Below are 13,362 nucleotides of genomic sequence, written 5' to 3'. Positions count from 1 at the left end.
GTGATCGGCACCGATTTACGATCAATCCCGCCCTGACGGGTAAGACCCTTCCCTAGAAGGCGCTACATTGATTCAGCCCGCTATCTTGAGGAGGGGATCGAGAGCTTCTCCCTGCCGCCGCAGCCAGAGGACGCAGTGCTGACGCAAACGGCAGAGCACCTTCGTGCGCGACTCGCACAGGTTGATTGAACGGGCAGGGCACAGCTCCCGGGCCTGATCACTCCCGATCCAAGCGGCGCGGCACCCGCGGTTCGCCCAGGCTGCATTCCAAAGTCTCCCGGTCCCAACCGCCTGTCTCCGCCGCGGCCTCATAGGTCGATTGAAGAAAGGACATCAATGTGCCGCGCGGGTCCGCGCTGCGTTGGACGGCACTGTAAGGCAGGAGGAACTCGCCAAGGTCCCTGTCGAAATAGGCGCCTTCGGGCTGCACCGGATGGTCGGCAAAACCGTCTGGCGTCGGGTAGGCATAGGCGTAGAACATCGGCTCTTCGACCCCGTTGCCGCCCGGCCAGAAGCCGGCAGAGGAGACCTCGTGACTATAGGCTTCCTGCGCGACATTATCGGGCAGGTTCGGGATGCCGGCAGGATGCAGCGGGGCGCGGCGGCCCGAGAACCGGGTCACCGCCAGATCGAGCGCGCCCCAGAACAGATGCACGGGCGAGACCTTGCCCAGAAAACCGGTGCGGAAATGTTCGAACACCGGCAGGATATGCAAAAGCGCGCGGTGATAGCGACCCACCGCCGCGGCGTCATAGGGGCGATCGGCGGTGTCTTCGGCAAAGGGGGTGGCATCGGGCAGCTCATTGGGCGCGCCGTGGATGTCAAAGGTGCCGCCGAGGGCGCGGATGGCCTGTGCCAACTGATCGTGAAAGGTGGCGATGGGCATGGCTTTGAGCGCGAAACGCTCCCGCGCCCCATTGGCGGCCTCGGCCAGCAGCTGATGATCCAGCAGATCGAGAGTCAGGGTCAGGCAACCACCACCCTCATGCACCGGCCCGGTGGTCAGCCCGCGCGGCGTGACATAGAGCGTCGCGTGCCAGGAGTGGTTGACCCAAGGGGTATGGGCCAGGCGGTATTTGCCGAGGATCTGGGTCCAGAGATGCAGCGCTGTGCAGGTCTCGGCCCAATCGCCATAGCCGAGCTCTGGCCAAGCGGTTTGTGCAAGATCGCTCATCCGATCGGCTCCATATTCTGACGTTTCAGCGCCAGCTGCACGCCGGCGTCCGCCTCCATCCGCGCCATATGCTGCTTCAGCGCCGGGTAGTCGTCATAGGACAGCGGGGTCTTCTCGATCCAGCGCGTCAGCACATAGAGAAACGTATCCGCGAAACTGCGCTTGCCGAGGTACCAATCGCCATGCGCACTCAGGATCCCATCCATGCGTCTGTAATGCGTGTCGAGCTTTTCATAGGTCTTGCGTTTCACTTCTTCGATCGCCGCGTCGCTCTCGGCAAAGTTCTGCGGGCCGAAATGGCCACCATAGGCCGCGTGAACCTCGGAGGTCATATAGGAAAGCGCCTCGGCTTCCTTGCGGCCCAGAACCGTGTCGCGGGCATAGCCCTCGCCGCCATGCGCCGCCCCCAGCCAGCTCAGGATCGCCGCCGCTTCGGTCAGCACATCGCCGTCGTCAAAGCGCAGGGCCGGAACCTTGCCCTTGTCGTTGATCGCGAGATAGGCGTCTTTCTTGTGATCGCCGTAGGCCATCGTATGGACCTCGACAGGCGCGTCGAGCCAGGCCACCGCGATATTGGGGGCCAGCGAGCAGGTTCCGGGCATGGTGTAGAGGGTCGGCATATCGGGCTCCTTCTAGTAGATTGGAACTAGTTTTGCTGATCGGCAGCGAACGCGGTGAACCCGGCGAGGAACGCGCGCAGCCGGTCTTTCATCTTGTCATCGGTCAGGGCGCCATCGTCGAACATATCGCCTGCCCGCGCGACCATGAGCCGGCCTTGGTGCCATTGCCGGGTGGTCAGGGTGCGCAAGACGCTGAGCCAGGCATCCTGCGCGAGGATCGTACCGAAACCACCGGGCGATGCGCCGAGCACGGCAAAGGCTTTGCCGCCAAAGACCTTGGAAATGTCGCTGGCCGGGCGGCTGGTCCAGTCGATCGCGTTCTTCAAAACACCGGGGATCGAGTTGTTGTATTCCGGGGAAAACAGCAACACACCGTCGGCTTCGATGATCTGTTCCTTCAGCCGCACCACCGCATCGGGAAGGCCATGGGCCTGTTCTTTGTCGGCGTTATACAGCGGGATATCCGCGATACTGCCTGCGACCAGCGTGCTGCCTTCGGGCATCAAATCCTGCGCGGTGTGCAGCAACGCGGTATTGAACGAGCCTTTTCTGAGGCTTCCTGAAATGCCAAGGATCTGCGTCATGGGTCTGCCTTTCTCTACGGGGCTGCGCGGCGTCGCTTTGCTTTCCAGCAACGGCGAAAGGAGCGCCGCCAATGCGGCGCCCCTTGGTCAGAGGTAACGTGACACGTTACGCCTTCAACGCTTGCGGCAGAAAGTTGTCGATGACCGGCAGGCGGCGCAGGGCAAAGGCACCGCCGCCCTGGATCGCGACCACCACGGCCAGTGCCACCAGCAGCGCCGGAAATTCCCAACCGCCGCCTTCGTTGCTGAAAAGCCAGCCGTTGCCGGCATGGGCCCAGAACGAGCCGATCAGAACCGGCAGGGACAGGATCGCGGCAAGGCGGGTATAGAGACCGGCGATGATCGCGATGCCGCCGCCGACTTCGGCAAAGACGGTCAGATAGGCGGCGATGGCGGGCAGGCCGAGGCTGCCGAAAAAGGCCACGGTGCCGGGCAGGGTAAAGACGAAAAGCTTGAGCAAGCCATGCGCCAGAAGGACGACGCCGAGCGACAGGCGGGCGAGGGTGGCGCCGACATTGCTGTTGGTTTCAAAGGTCATGATGTATCTCCTGATAAGCATCTCTGTTGGGTTCTGCCCCCTATATCGATCATCGCCGCAGGATTGATAATCGGGATATTTGGCAGTTCACTCGTGCCATTCAGGATATAATCGCCCAGAACGGGCCTAGACCTCGATATTCTCGATCTCTTTCAGCACCGCATGGACCGCGAGGCCGGTTTCCGTCAGCCCATAGGTCACCTTGGGCGGGATGGTGTTTCCCTGTTCGCGCCAGACCAGCCCATCGGCCTCCAACTCCCGCAGGCGGGTGGTCAGCACCTTGGGCGAAATCCCCGCGATCCGGCGCCGCAACACGCCAAAGCGGCAGGCCTGCTGTTCGCCCAGCACATAGATCACATGGGTTTTCCACTGCCCCCACAGCTTGCGCAGCAGCCGGTCCGCGCCGCAGGGCATGTCGGTCTCAATCGCGTCCTGCGCGGTGGCTGCGGATTTCTGGGTGGTTTCCATTTGGTAACGACTTTCACTTGGTAACGCAAAGACTAGGTAAGGCTCTAACGCAGGAACACAATGCGCCGACGGGGCTTTTGCGACCTTGGCATCGAAAGGAGAACATCATGTCTCACCCCGAAACCGGGGCCATTCCCGGCCTCCACCATGTCACCGCCATCTCCGGCCCGCCACAGGACAACCTCGACTTCTGGATCGGCACCCTTGGTCAGCGGCTGGTCAAGCGGACCGTGAACTTCGACGATCCGGGCACCTATCACCTCTATTATGGGGATAAGGACGCGGCTCCCGGCTCGATCATGACCTTCTTTCCCTTCGTGAATGCGGGGCCGGGCCGCGCGGGCGCTGGCATGGCCTCTGCCGTGGCCTATGCGATCCCCGATCTGGACCAGCGCATGGGTGATCTGGCCGAGGCGGCGATTGACTTCGAAGGACCGTTTGAGCGGTTCGGCGAGCGGGCCATCGCGTTGCAAGACCCCGACGGGCTGCGCGTGGAACTGATCGAAGGCGGTGCCAAGGACGAAGGGTTTCACTCGGTGACGCTCTGGCTTGAGGACATCGGCTCGACCGCGGGCATTCTGGAGGCGATGGGCTATGCGCGTGAGGCGGAGGAGACCACGGCGACCGGCGGCACGGGCGGCAGCGAGACGCGTGTCCGTTACCGTTCGACCGATCCAGAGCGCGGCTCGGCGGTGGATCTGATGACCTCGGATGCGCGCTCCATCGGGCGGCCGGGGGCGGGGACCATTCACCATGTGGCCTTTCGCGCGCGGGATGAAGCGGAGCAACTTGTATGGCGGGAGCGGCTAGGGGCGGTCGGGCAAGAGGTCACGCCGGTGATCGACCGGCAGTATTTCGACGCGATCTATTTCCGCACGCCGGGTGGGGTGTTGTTTGAAATCGCCACCGATCCACCGGGATTTGCGGTGGACGAAGACCCTTCCCATCTGGGTGAGGCGCTGAAACTGCCGGAGAAATACGAGCCACATCGCGCACGGATCGAGCAGGTGCTGCCAGAGATCCGGGTGCCGTCATGAGTGGGGCTTTGGCGAACACGACCCGTGGGGCGGGGCCGCATGCCGGGCAACCTCTGGTAACCGCCGGCGCGCCACTGGAGTGTGCGCGTCTGGCGGTGGTGATGATCCATGGCCGCGGCGGCGGGCCTGAGGATATGGTCGGCCTTGCCGATCACCTCGCCCTGCCGGATTTGGCCGTACTGGCGCCACAGGCGGCGGGCCGATCATGGTGGCCCGACAGCTTCCTCGCCCCGTTGGAGGCGAATGAACCGGGGTTGAGCAGCGGGTTGGATGTCATCTCGAACCTGCTGGAGGATCTGGCGGAGCGCGGCTTTGGCCCTGAGCGCGTGGCGCTCGTCGGCTTCTCGCAGGGCGCCTGTCTCGCCGTCGAAGCCGCCGCCCGCCTTGCCCGCCCGTTCCACATGGTGGCCGCGCTCTCGGGCGGGCTGGTCGGCACCGGCGAGGCAGACGGTGCGCCGCGCGCCGATCTTTACGACCGCCCGGCCAAGCGCTTTGACTATGACGGTCAGCTACCAGACGTCCCCCTGCTGCTCGGCTGTCATCAGCAAGACCCGCATATCCCGCTGGCCCGGGTGCGCGAGAGCGCTCAGGTTCTGGACGCCATGGGCGCCGCGGTCGACACGCTGATCATTCCGGGGGCCGGGCATGGTATCATCGCGGATGAGGCCACCTGGCTGCGCAAACATCTCAACAAGGCATGAAGGGAGCACCGATGAACAAGGAGATCGACATCACCCGCGAAGAGGGTGAGAGCAAGGGGCGTTATTTTACCGTGGTCGAGGGCCATGAGGCCGAGATGACCTATTCGCGCATGGGCGAAAGCACGATCATCATCGACCACACCGGCGTCCCGGACGCACTGCGCGGCAAGGGTGTCGGGCAGGCTTTGGTCAAACGCGGGGTCGAGGATGCCCGCGCCGAGGGGCGCAAGATCGTGCCGCTGTGCCCCTTCGCCAAGGCGCAGATTGAGCGTCATGCGGACTGGCAGGATGTGCTACAAAAGAAGTGCCAATAGAGGAGACATAAGATGAGCTGGAGCCCTTGCCCCGATCCCGTCCCCGGCGATGCCGAGAGCGTCGATGCCATTGAAACCCTGATCGTGCCGCGCGCGGTCGATCTGGGCGACATGGAGGTGCGCCGGGCGCTTCCCTCCGACAAACGCCAGATGGTCGGGCCTTTCATCTTCTTCGACCAGATGGGCCCGGCGGAATTTCTCACCGATCAGGGCATCGACGTGCGCCCGCATCCGCATATCAACCTCGCCACGCTGACCTATTTGTTTGAGGGGCAGATCCATCACCGTGACAGTCTCGGCACCGATCTGGCGATCGAACCCGGCGCGGTGAACTGGATGAAAGCGGGCAGGGGGATCGTGCATTCCGAACGCACCTCGCCGGAGCGCAGACAGTCGGGGCAGCGGCTTTTCGGTCTGCAAACATGGATGGCGCTGCCGGAGAAGGAGGAGGAATCCGACCCCGACTTCATGCACCATGGCAAGGCCGATCTGCCCACGGTGGAGGCCGATGGCCTGAACGCGCGGCTGATCGCGGGCTCGGCCTTCGGCGCCAGCTCGCCGCTCAAGACCGCATCCGACACGCTTTACGCCGACGTGACCCTCGCGCCCGGTGCCAAGGCGCCGATTGCGGCCAATACCGAAGAACGCGCGCTTTATACCATTCGCGGCAAGATCGACGTCGCCGGCGATACCTTCGAGCCGGGACAACTGCTGGTGCTGCGCCCCGGTGATGAGGTCACGGTGCAAGGCGTGGACGATGGCACCGGCGATCACGCGCGTTTCATGCTCTTTGGCGGCGCGCCGATGGAGGGGCCGCGCTATATCTGGTGGAACTTCGTCTCGTCACGCAAGGACCGGATTGAACAGGCGCGGGAGGAATGGCGCCGGGGCCGGTTCGAGACCGTGCCGGGGGATGAGGAAGAATTCATTCCGGCACCCGAGGGCAAGCCCAAGATCAGGCGCGCCCAAGGCGGCGTCTATTATCCATGAACACCGCCGTGCCCGTGTTTGGCGCCCTCACGCTTCTTGTCACCGCAATGGCCGCCCCGGCCCTTGCCGCAGAGGCTGAGGATGCGCGCAGCATGTTCGGCCTCGTCGGCATGGAGCTGGCCTTTCTCGAAGCGCTGGCGCTGATCGCGCTTGCTTGCATCTGTGTGCCGCTGTCGCGGGCCTTGAGGCTGGGCACGGTGATCGGCTATCTGGTCGCGGGCGTGGTGGCGGGGATCGTGCTGTCGATCTCCTTTACCCGCGATCCGGATGAGCTTTTGCATTTTGCCGAGTTTGGCGTGGTGCTGTTTCTCTTCGTCATCGGCTTGGAGTTTCGCCCTGCCCGCCTGTGGGAGATGCGCGGCACGATCTTTGGTCGGGGGCTGGCGCAGGTCATGGTCTGCGCGGCGCTGCTGACCACGGCGGCGCTGCTCGTTGGCTTGGAATGGCGCGTGGCGCTGATTGTCGGGCTGGGGCTGGCGCTGTCTTCCACCGCGCTGGTGATGCGCGGCATTGACGAGGGCGGGGAGCGCAATTCGACCTTTGGCCAGACCGCCATCGCGGTCTTGCTGTTCGAGGATCTGGCCATCGTCCCCTTCCTGCTGCTGGTCACGCTGCTGGCGCCCTCGGGCGAGGAAGCGACGCTCGCGGACAACTTGCAAGCCACTGCCATTGGCCTCGCTGCGATCACGGCGCTGATCCTTGTGGGCCGCTATGCGCTTGATCCGATCTTTCGCATTATCGCTCGTACCTGGACCCCCGAATTGATGACCGCCGCGGCCCTCGGCGTGGTGGTCTTTGCCGCGCTGATCATGGCGGCGGCGGGGCTTTCCTATGCCATGGGCGCTTTCATCGCCGGGGTGATGCTGGCGGAATCCTCTTACCGGCATGAGGTCGAGGCGGATATTGAACCCTTCCGTGGCCTCTTCATGGGGCTGTTTTTCGTCGCCGTGGGTCTCTCGCTTGACCTCGGCGCGGTGGCCGAGAACTGGCTGGTGATCATGCTGGCCGTGCCGGTGACCGTCGCGCTGAAAGGGCTGGGGGCCTATGCCGTTAACCGCCTCTTCGGCACCCCGCATCGCATCGCGCTGCGCATCGCCTTTGCCATGGGGCAACATGGCGAGTTCGGCTTTGTCCTCTTCGCCGCCGCCAGTTCTGCGCTGCTGCTGCCCGGCGATATCGCCTCGATCGTGGTGGCGATCGTGACCCTGTCGATGGCGCTGTCTTCGCAGTCCGAGCGCGCCTACCGCATGATTGTCCGTCCGCCGGCACGAGAGACGATTGACGAGGATTACACCGATGCCGAGGGCAGCGTGCTGATCATCGGTTTCGGCCGGGTCGGGCAGTTGGTGGCGCAGCCGCTCTTGGCCGAGGGGGTGACGGTCACCCTGCTCGACCATGACGCCGACCGCATTCGCGAGGCCAAGCGGTTTAACGAGCGGGTGCATTTCGGCGATGGCACCCGGGCCGAGGTGCTCAGCGCCGCCGGGGCCGAGACCGCGAAGGTGATCGTCGTGGCCACCGACGACCCTGAGACCACGCTGGAGATCGTCAAGACCGTGCAGCGCAAATTCCCGGGCGCCAGGCTGCTCGTCCGCGCCCATGACCGTATCCATGCGGTGCGTCTGGCGGGCGAAGGCGTGCCGAAGGACGCGATCCTGCGGGAGACTTGGCTCTCTGCACTGGCGCTTGGCGGGCTGACCCTGCGGGCCCTGGGCTATGCAGATGGCGACGCGGATGAGGTGGTGGCGCGTCTGCACAAAGCCGATGCGGAGCGGTTGGACCAGCAGATCACCGCCGCGCGGGACGAGCGTGGGCGCGAAGAGATCGTCGCTGCCATCACGCCGGAACCGGTGAAGGGCAGGTAGCCAAGCGTTCGCCTTCCCCTTCATCGCGCAGGCAGCTTGTTCTCTCCTCGCGCGAAATCGCAGAAGCCGCGCCCTTTTTCCAAGCCGCGCTGTTCAGTTTCCCCGCGCAAACCGCCATAGGCAGGGCATGGGCTTTGCAGCGGCGCGCAGCGTGCCAAGGGCAGGGGAGAAGCGAAAATGCGAATCTGGCACCACCTTGAACCGGCGCTGCCCCGGTTCCACGCGGGCGAGCCGCTGCGGGCAGGTCTTGGCGCGCTGATCGGGATCAGTCTTTGCGTGGGATTGGCCTATGCCAGCGCGACCCATGGCCAGGCCTCGTTTTACCTTGTGGCGCCTTTGGGGGCGACGGCGGTGCTGCTCTTCTGCGTGCCGAACTCACCACTGGCGCAGCCTTGGTCGGCTGTGGTGGGGAACATCAGCGCGGCCTTGGTGGCTCTGGTCGCGGTCTGGTACATCCCCGGGCCCATGGCCATCGGCATCGCGGTCGGTGCCGCGATCACCGCGATGATGTTTCTGCGCGCCCTGCATCCGCCGGGCGGGGCGGTGGCCTTGCTGACCGCGCTCAACCCCGAGGCGGCCCTCGCGGCGGGGCCGTGGTTCGCCCTGGTGCCGCTTGGGGTTGCGACGGTGGCGCTTGTGCTCTGCGCCACGGTCTATAACCGTCTGACGGGGCGCAAATACCCCTTTCGCCTGCCGAAAGAAGAGCCGGCGCATGCGCCGCGCTTGGGGCTCTCGACGGACCAGCTCGGCGAATTGCTGGAGCGCTACAACCAGAGCACCAACCTCGGCGTGGCCGACCTTGGCCGCCTGCTTGCCGCCGCCGAAGCCGAAGCGGCGCAGCACCGTTTCGACGGGACGAGTTGCGCAGACGTCATGACCCGCGATCTGATCACGGTTGGCCCGAAGACATCCTTGAAGGAAGCGGCCCAGTTGCTGCGCAAACACCGGATCAAGAGCCTGCCGGTTGTCGAGGCTGGGAGTACTTTGCGCGGGGTGATCTTGCAGGCCGATCTGCTCGGGCTGATAGCCGCGCAAGACCGCCCCTTGGCCCGCAAACAACAGGCCCGGCAGACTGTGGCGGATGTCATGCATTCGGCAAACCGCGCGGTGCCGCATGACCTGCCGGTCGGGGTCTTGCTAAACCGGCTGGCAGAGGAGGGCAGCGATGTGATCCCCGTGGTCAAAGCCAGGCAGCTTGTCGGCATTCTGACGCGGACGGACATCATGCGGCTGCTGCTGCAGGGCGCGGACGAACGCGCTGCTGCTTGATCGTGAGCGCACAGGGTGCGGACTGTTGCGGCCATGTCTGCGTTGGTCCCGAACGGCAGTGGATGCCTTTGTCATCTTCAAACAAAGCCCAGATCCGAAAAATGGCGCCGAAAGGCCCCGGCGGGTGCCGGAGCATGGTAGAGTGTGCGCGGGGCCGGTTTGGCGGCCCGGTGCTGTTACCGCGCTTCCACCACCTCGGGCATGCGCCGCGCCGGGGGCATTGCGACCTTGCCGATCTGCATGGCCGAGTGGATCGCCACCAGACCAAAGAGCGCGGCCACCATGGGCGGGGCCGCATGGGCCGGCCATGATCTGCTGCGGTTCCCTGCCGGCGCGGGCGCGCCGCCATCGTCTTCCCAGCGGTCAAGGCAATCGGCAGCGGGGGCCGATGCGGCGGCGTGGGCCTGTGGGTCGAACAACTCTGGAAACAACTCTTCAAAGTCTGCTCTGCAAAGCATCATCTTTCTGGTCCTCTCAAAACCTTGGAATCTGACAAAAGCGGCGCTCACCCGGTCGAGGGTGCGCCTTCGGGGTGCGAAAGCGCAGAGGCTAGGCGGGAAGCTCTCTCGGGGCGGTGCCGTCGCTTTCGGGCAGGTCATCCGCCTGCGCGCGTTTCACGATCAGCGGGATTTCCGCGCGGTGCAGCCCGATGTCGCGCAGCACATGGTCGTCCAGCTCGCGCAGGGCTGAGATCGTCCGCTGGCGCTGCCAGTTCAGGCTGATCGACCGCCAGACCCGGCGCAGAGCGCCCGGTTTCGGGGTCGAAGAGCCGGTCAGCTCTGGGGATATGCGGGAGGGTTTGAAGGGTGAATAATTGGCGATGAAATAGGCGTACATGTCATGCTCCGAAACGAGAGGTTGAACCGCGACGGAAACGACCAATTGCCCGGCCCCTCCTGTTGGAGGGGCAGGCCGACTACCATGGGCGTCCGTTATGAGAAGTGATCCTGAGATCGAATGAACCCCGAGGCTGGAACAGGCGACCACGCGCTGCTCCGCCCGGGGTTACCGGCGGTTCAGTGTTTTCCCTGCGGTGAGCAGGGGCCTCGTATAAAGTCCGAACATCGTCATAGCCCTGACATGGGCCACCCCCCGGGGCTTATCAAGCTCGGGAGGCGGCCTGCGACCTTCTGCCTCAACCTGCGGTCAGTCCTGCGGCAGCGCGCCGCTTTGAGTACATTGAACTTTGGTCTCGTCCATCTGGTTTTCCATGAGCGCGGTCTGGCCCTTGGTCGATAGGGTATCGGCGCCCGAGACATAGCGGGCGCCCGAGCCTGAAACGACATTGACAAAGATCCGCATCGCCCCGTCGACCTTTGCAAGCGCGAGCGCGTTTGCGCCCGCGTTTACAAATTGCACCTGCAGCGGATCGGCGCCGTCGCAGTCATAGCTGATGGTCTCGACAGTATCGATGGGGCCGAGCGCGAGGTTCAGGGTCGTCTCTGCCGTGGCCGGGAGGGCCAATGCGGAACAGGCGAGGGCTGTGAGGGTAAAGCGCATGGGAGATATCCTATATTGTGAGGGCCTTTGAAGGGGTGCAGGCCTCTCGCTTAGGTAGGCCGCTGGTCTCTGGACGGCAAGATGGGCGGGCGGGCGGCGGCAGGCCGCAATGGTGGTCGGGGGGCGAGGCGGGGAAATGAGATGCCGCTCACGGATGCCCGCGCAAAGAGCGCTAAGCCGCCCTTGCGTTTGCCGCGATTTACGCGACTATCAGCGAAAGCGGCTTCCGGTTGCTGTAACCCCAAACGATTTAGGCTGCCTATGCGATCGAATTTGCCTCCCCTGCGGACGTTGCAGGCTTTCGAAGCCTTCGGACGTCTGGGCTCGGTCTCTGCGGCGGCCCGTACCCTGGGGGTGACACCGGGCGCGATCAGCCAGCAGATCAAGCTGCTTGAGGCGCAGGTGAACCTCCCGCTCATCGTGAAAGATGGCCGCCGCGCCGCCGTGGCCCCGAAAGCGCAGGCCTATCACGCGGTCCTCTCCGCCGGGTTCGAGAAACTCTGGCAGGCGCAGGTGCTTTTGGCGCAGCAGACGTCGGATCATGACATCTATGTCTCGGGGCTGCCGACGCTTTTGCTGAAATGGCTGCAGCCCCGGCTTCACAAGTTCGAGGCCCGCTTTGGCCCCGCCTCCATCCGGCTGGAGGCGACCCATGGCGAGCCGGAGCCGGAGTTTCTGGATCACATGTTCCGGCTCACCTATGGTGCTGTTTCGCAAGAGTTCCCCCATGCAAGAGCGCTCTTTCAGGATGTGTGTTTTCCGGTCTGTTCGCCTGATTTTCTAAAGGCACATCCGCAGGCGCTTGATCCGGCTTGCCTGGCCGATCTGCCTTGGGTGGATATCGACTGGGGGCCGGCCTATAGCAGCGTGCCGCGCTTGGGCACATGGCTCGCGGCGCAGGGGCTTTCGCCCCCGAAGCAGCGCCCCGCCTCGGTCCACTCCCTCTCCAGTTCCGCGATCGAAGCGGTGGCGGGCGGGCAAGGTATTGGACTGGCGCAGATGTCTTTCGCCTCTGCCGATCTTGCGCTTGGGCGGCTGATCCGGCTGTCGCAAGCCTCTATCGCGATGCCCGAACCCTATTACATCTGCTGGGGGCCGGGGGTGATCGAGAGTGACAAACACCGTAATTTCCTCAACTGGATGCTCTCCGAGGCGGCGGGTTAGTTTAGCACAGCTAAATGATGCTAAAGAAATGGGAAGTTTCTTCCGCCTGCGTTGCGACCTATCCTTCAGGAAATCTACGTCAGCAAGGAAACCGCATGTTCTTGAAGAATGCCTGGTATGTCGCCGCATGGAGCGAAGAGATCGTCAATAGCCTGACCCAGGTGAAGGTTCTGGGCGAGAAAATCTGCATGTTCCGCAACAGCGAGGGCGAGGTCATCGCGATGGAGGATGCCTGCCCGCACCGCAAACTGCCGCTCTCCAAGGGGCGGATCAAGGGCGACAATGTCGAATGTGGCTATCACGGGCTGACCTTCGACTGCGCGGGGCAATGTGTCTGGGCGCCGGGCGGGGGGCGGATCCCCTCGGCGGCGCGGGTGCGGCCCTATCCGGTGCATGAGAAATACGGGCTGATTTGGATCTGGATGGGCAACGCCGCCATTGCCGATCCCGAGGACATTATCGACATCCCGAACTTCGACAGCCCGGAATGGGGTCTGAACCGGGGCGCGGCGATGGAGTTGAACTGCAACTACCTCCTGATGTGCGACAATCTCTTGGACCCAACCCATGTCGCCTGGGTGCATGAAAGCTCCTTTGCCGCCGCCGCGACCAAGGACACCCCGCTGCGCGTGACCAAGACCGACACCGGGGTGATCGTGCACCGCTGGATGATGGACCATGAACCGGCGCCGTTCTACAAGAAGGTAGTGGAGTTCGAGGGCAATTGCGACCGACTTCAGCATTACGAGGTGCGCTATCCCAGCCATGCGCTGATCCGTGCGGTTTTCACCCCGGCGGGCACCGGCGGGGTCGATGGGCCGCTGCATGACAAGACCTTCGTGATGGACAGCTACAACTTCATGACCCCCACGACCGAGACCGAGACGCGCTATTACTGGTTCCAGCTGCGCAACATCCGCCCGGATGATGAGGAACTGTCAAAAATGATGAGCGAGGACGTGCGCAAAGCCTTTGAAGAGGACCGCGCGGTTCTGGATGCGGTGCAGATCGGCATGTCAGAGAAAACCTCGCCGCATATTGATCTGGGCATCGACGCGGGCCAATTGCGCTTTCGCCGACAGCTGGAGGCGATGATTGCCGAAGAGGCGATGGTTGACGCGAAGATGAGCCAGTAGCA

General features: G+C 64.0%; 16 protein-coding genes. 8 read left to right on the top strand and 8 right to left on the bottom strand.

Annotated features, from left to right (window positions below):
- Positions 1-217: 217 nt before the first annotated feature.
- The 5 genes from AB4M76_RS03830 to AB4M76_RS03810 form a co-directional block, all read right to left on the bottom strand.
- Entirely contained in the window at positions 218-1,174 is a 957-nt protein-coding gene (locus AB4M76_RS03830; protein WP_368440484.1) for a DUF5996 family protein, read from the bottom strand.
- Positions 1,171-1,794 (bottom strand): glutathione S-transferase family protein, encoded by a 624-nt coding sequence (locus AB4M76_RS03825; RefSeq protein ID WP_368440483.1) that lies wholly within the window; start codon positions 1,792-1,794, stop codon positions 1,171-1,173. Before AB4M76_RS03825 ends, AB4M76_RS03830 begins: the two co-directional genes overlap by 4 nt.
- 26 nt (positions 1,795-1,820) lie before the next feature.
- A complete protein-coding gene (locus tag AB4M76_RS03820) occupies positions 1,821-2,378 on the bottom strand; it encodes an NADPH-dependent FMN reductase (protein WP_368440482.1) in 558 nt (185 codons plus the stop codon).
- Positions 2,379-2,484: 106 nt separating this feature from the next.
- Complete coding sequence (locus AB4M76_RS03815; RefSeq protein WP_368440481.1) at positions 2,485-2,916, bottom strand: DoxX family protein; 432 nt, start codon at positions 2,914-2,916, stop codon at positions 2,485-2,487.
- 126 nt (positions 2,917-3,042) lie between these two features.
- Positions 3,043-3,384, bottom strand: coding sequence for a winged helix-turn-helix transcriptional regulator (locus tag AB4M76_RS03810; protein WP_368440480.1), 342 nt, complete (start codon positions 3,382-3,384; stop codon positions 3,043-3,045).
- Between the two features lie 107 nt (positions 3,385-3,491).
- On the opposite strand from AB4M76_RS03810, the gene AB4M76_RS03805 reads away from it, so the two are divergent.
- The 6 genes from AB4M76_RS03805 to AB4M76_RS03780 all read left to right on the top strand — a co-directional run bounded on the left by AB4M76_RS03805 (position 3,492) and on the right by AB4M76_RS03780 (position 9,560).
- On the top strand, positions 3,492-4,421 hold the full coding sequence (locus AB4M76_RS03805; RefSeq protein ID WP_368440479.1) for a ring-cleaving dioxygenase: 930 nt from the start codon (positions 3,492-3,494) through the stop codon (positions 4,419-4,421).
- A gap of 8 nt (positions 4,422-4,429) precedes the next feature.
- Positions 4,430-5,122 (top strand): alpha/beta hydrolase, encoded by a 693-nt coding sequence (locus tag AB4M76_RS03800; RefSeq protein ID WP_368440478.1) that lies wholly within the window; start codon positions 4,430-4,432, stop codon positions 5,120-5,122.
- Between the two features lie 11 nt (positions 5,123-5,133).
- On the top strand, positions 5,134-5,436 hold the full coding sequence (locus AB4M76_RS03795) for a GNAT family N-acetyltransferase (protein WP_368440477.1): 303 nt from the start codon (positions 5,134-5,136) through the stop codon (positions 5,434-5,436).
- 12 nt (positions 5,437-5,448) lie between these two features.
- On the top strand, positions 5,449-6,426 hold the full coding sequence (locus tag AB4M76_RS03790) for a pirin family protein (protein WP_368440476.1): 978 nt from the start codon (positions 5,449-5,451) through the stop codon (positions 6,424-6,426).
- On the top strand, positions 6,423-8,291 hold the full coding sequence (locus AB4M76_RS03785; protein ID WP_368440475.1) for a monovalent cation:proton antiporter-2 (CPA2) family protein: 1,869 nt from the start codon (positions 6,423-6,425) through the stop codon (positions 8,289-8,291). The genes AB4M76_RS03790 and AB4M76_RS03785 overlap by 4 nt, the downstream gene beginning before the upstream one ends.
- Before the next feature lie 177 nt (positions 8,292-8,468).
- Positions 8,469-9,560 carry an HPP family protein gene (locus AB4M76_RS03780; RefSeq protein WP_368440474.1) on the top strand — a complete coding sequence of 364 codons (1,092 nt, stop codon included), beginning with the start codon at positions 8,469-8,471 and terminating at the stop codon, positions 9,558-9,560.
- A gap of 176 nt (positions 9,561-9,736) precedes the next feature.
- On the opposite strand, the gene AB4M76_RS03775 is transcribed toward AB4M76_RS03780, so the two are convergent.
- The 3 genes from AB4M76_RS03775 to AB4M76_RS03765 form a co-directional block, all read right to left on the bottom strand.
- Positions 9,737-10,021 (bottom strand): hypothetical protein, encoded by a 285-nt coding sequence (locus AB4M76_RS03775; RefSeq protein ID WP_368440473.1) that lies wholly within the window; start codon positions 10,019-10,021, stop codon positions 9,737-9,739.
- An 88-nt stretch (positions 10,022-10,109) separates the two neighbouring features.
- Positions 10,110-10,397 (bottom strand): DUF1127 domain-containing protein, encoded by a 288-nt coding sequence (locus AB4M76_RS03770; RefSeq protein WP_368440472.1) that lies wholly within the window; start codon positions 10,395-10,397, stop codon positions 10,110-10,112.
- 309 nt (positions 10,398-10,706) lie between these two features.
- Positions 10,707-11,060 carry an MliC family protein gene (locus tag AB4M76_RS03765; RefSeq protein WP_368440471.1) on the bottom strand — a complete coding sequence of 118 codons (354 nt, stop codon included), beginning with the start codon at positions 11,058-11,060 and terminating at the stop codon, positions 10,707-10,709.
- Between the two features lie 261 nt (positions 11,061-11,321).
- Here AB4M76_RS03765 and AB4M76_RS03760 point away from each other — a divergent pair, with 261 nt between their 5' ends.
- A complete protein-coding gene (locus AB4M76_RS03760) occupies positions 11,322-12,224 on the top strand; it encodes a LysR substrate-binding domain-containing protein (RefSeq protein ID WP_368440470.1) in 903 nt (300 codons plus the stop codon).
- A gap of 95 nt (positions 12,225-12,319) precedes the next feature.
- The gene (locus AB4M76_RS03755; RefSeq protein ID WP_368440469.1) at positions 12,320-13,360 is read left to right on the top strand and encodes a Rieske 2Fe-2S domain-containing protein; all 1,041 of its coding nucleotides are present in this window, start codon (positions 12,320-12,322) and stop codon (positions 13,358-13,360) included.
- Positions 13,361-13,362: the final 2 nt, after the last annotated feature.

Origin of the sequence: Sulfitobacter sp. PS-8MA (assembly GCF_040933935.1) — a bacterium.
Classification (GTDB): Bacteria; Pseudomonadota; Alphaproteobacteria; order Rhodobacterales; family Rhodobacteraceae; genus Sulfitobacter.
This window is presented reverse-complemented; position numbering and strand designations above follow the sequence as displayed.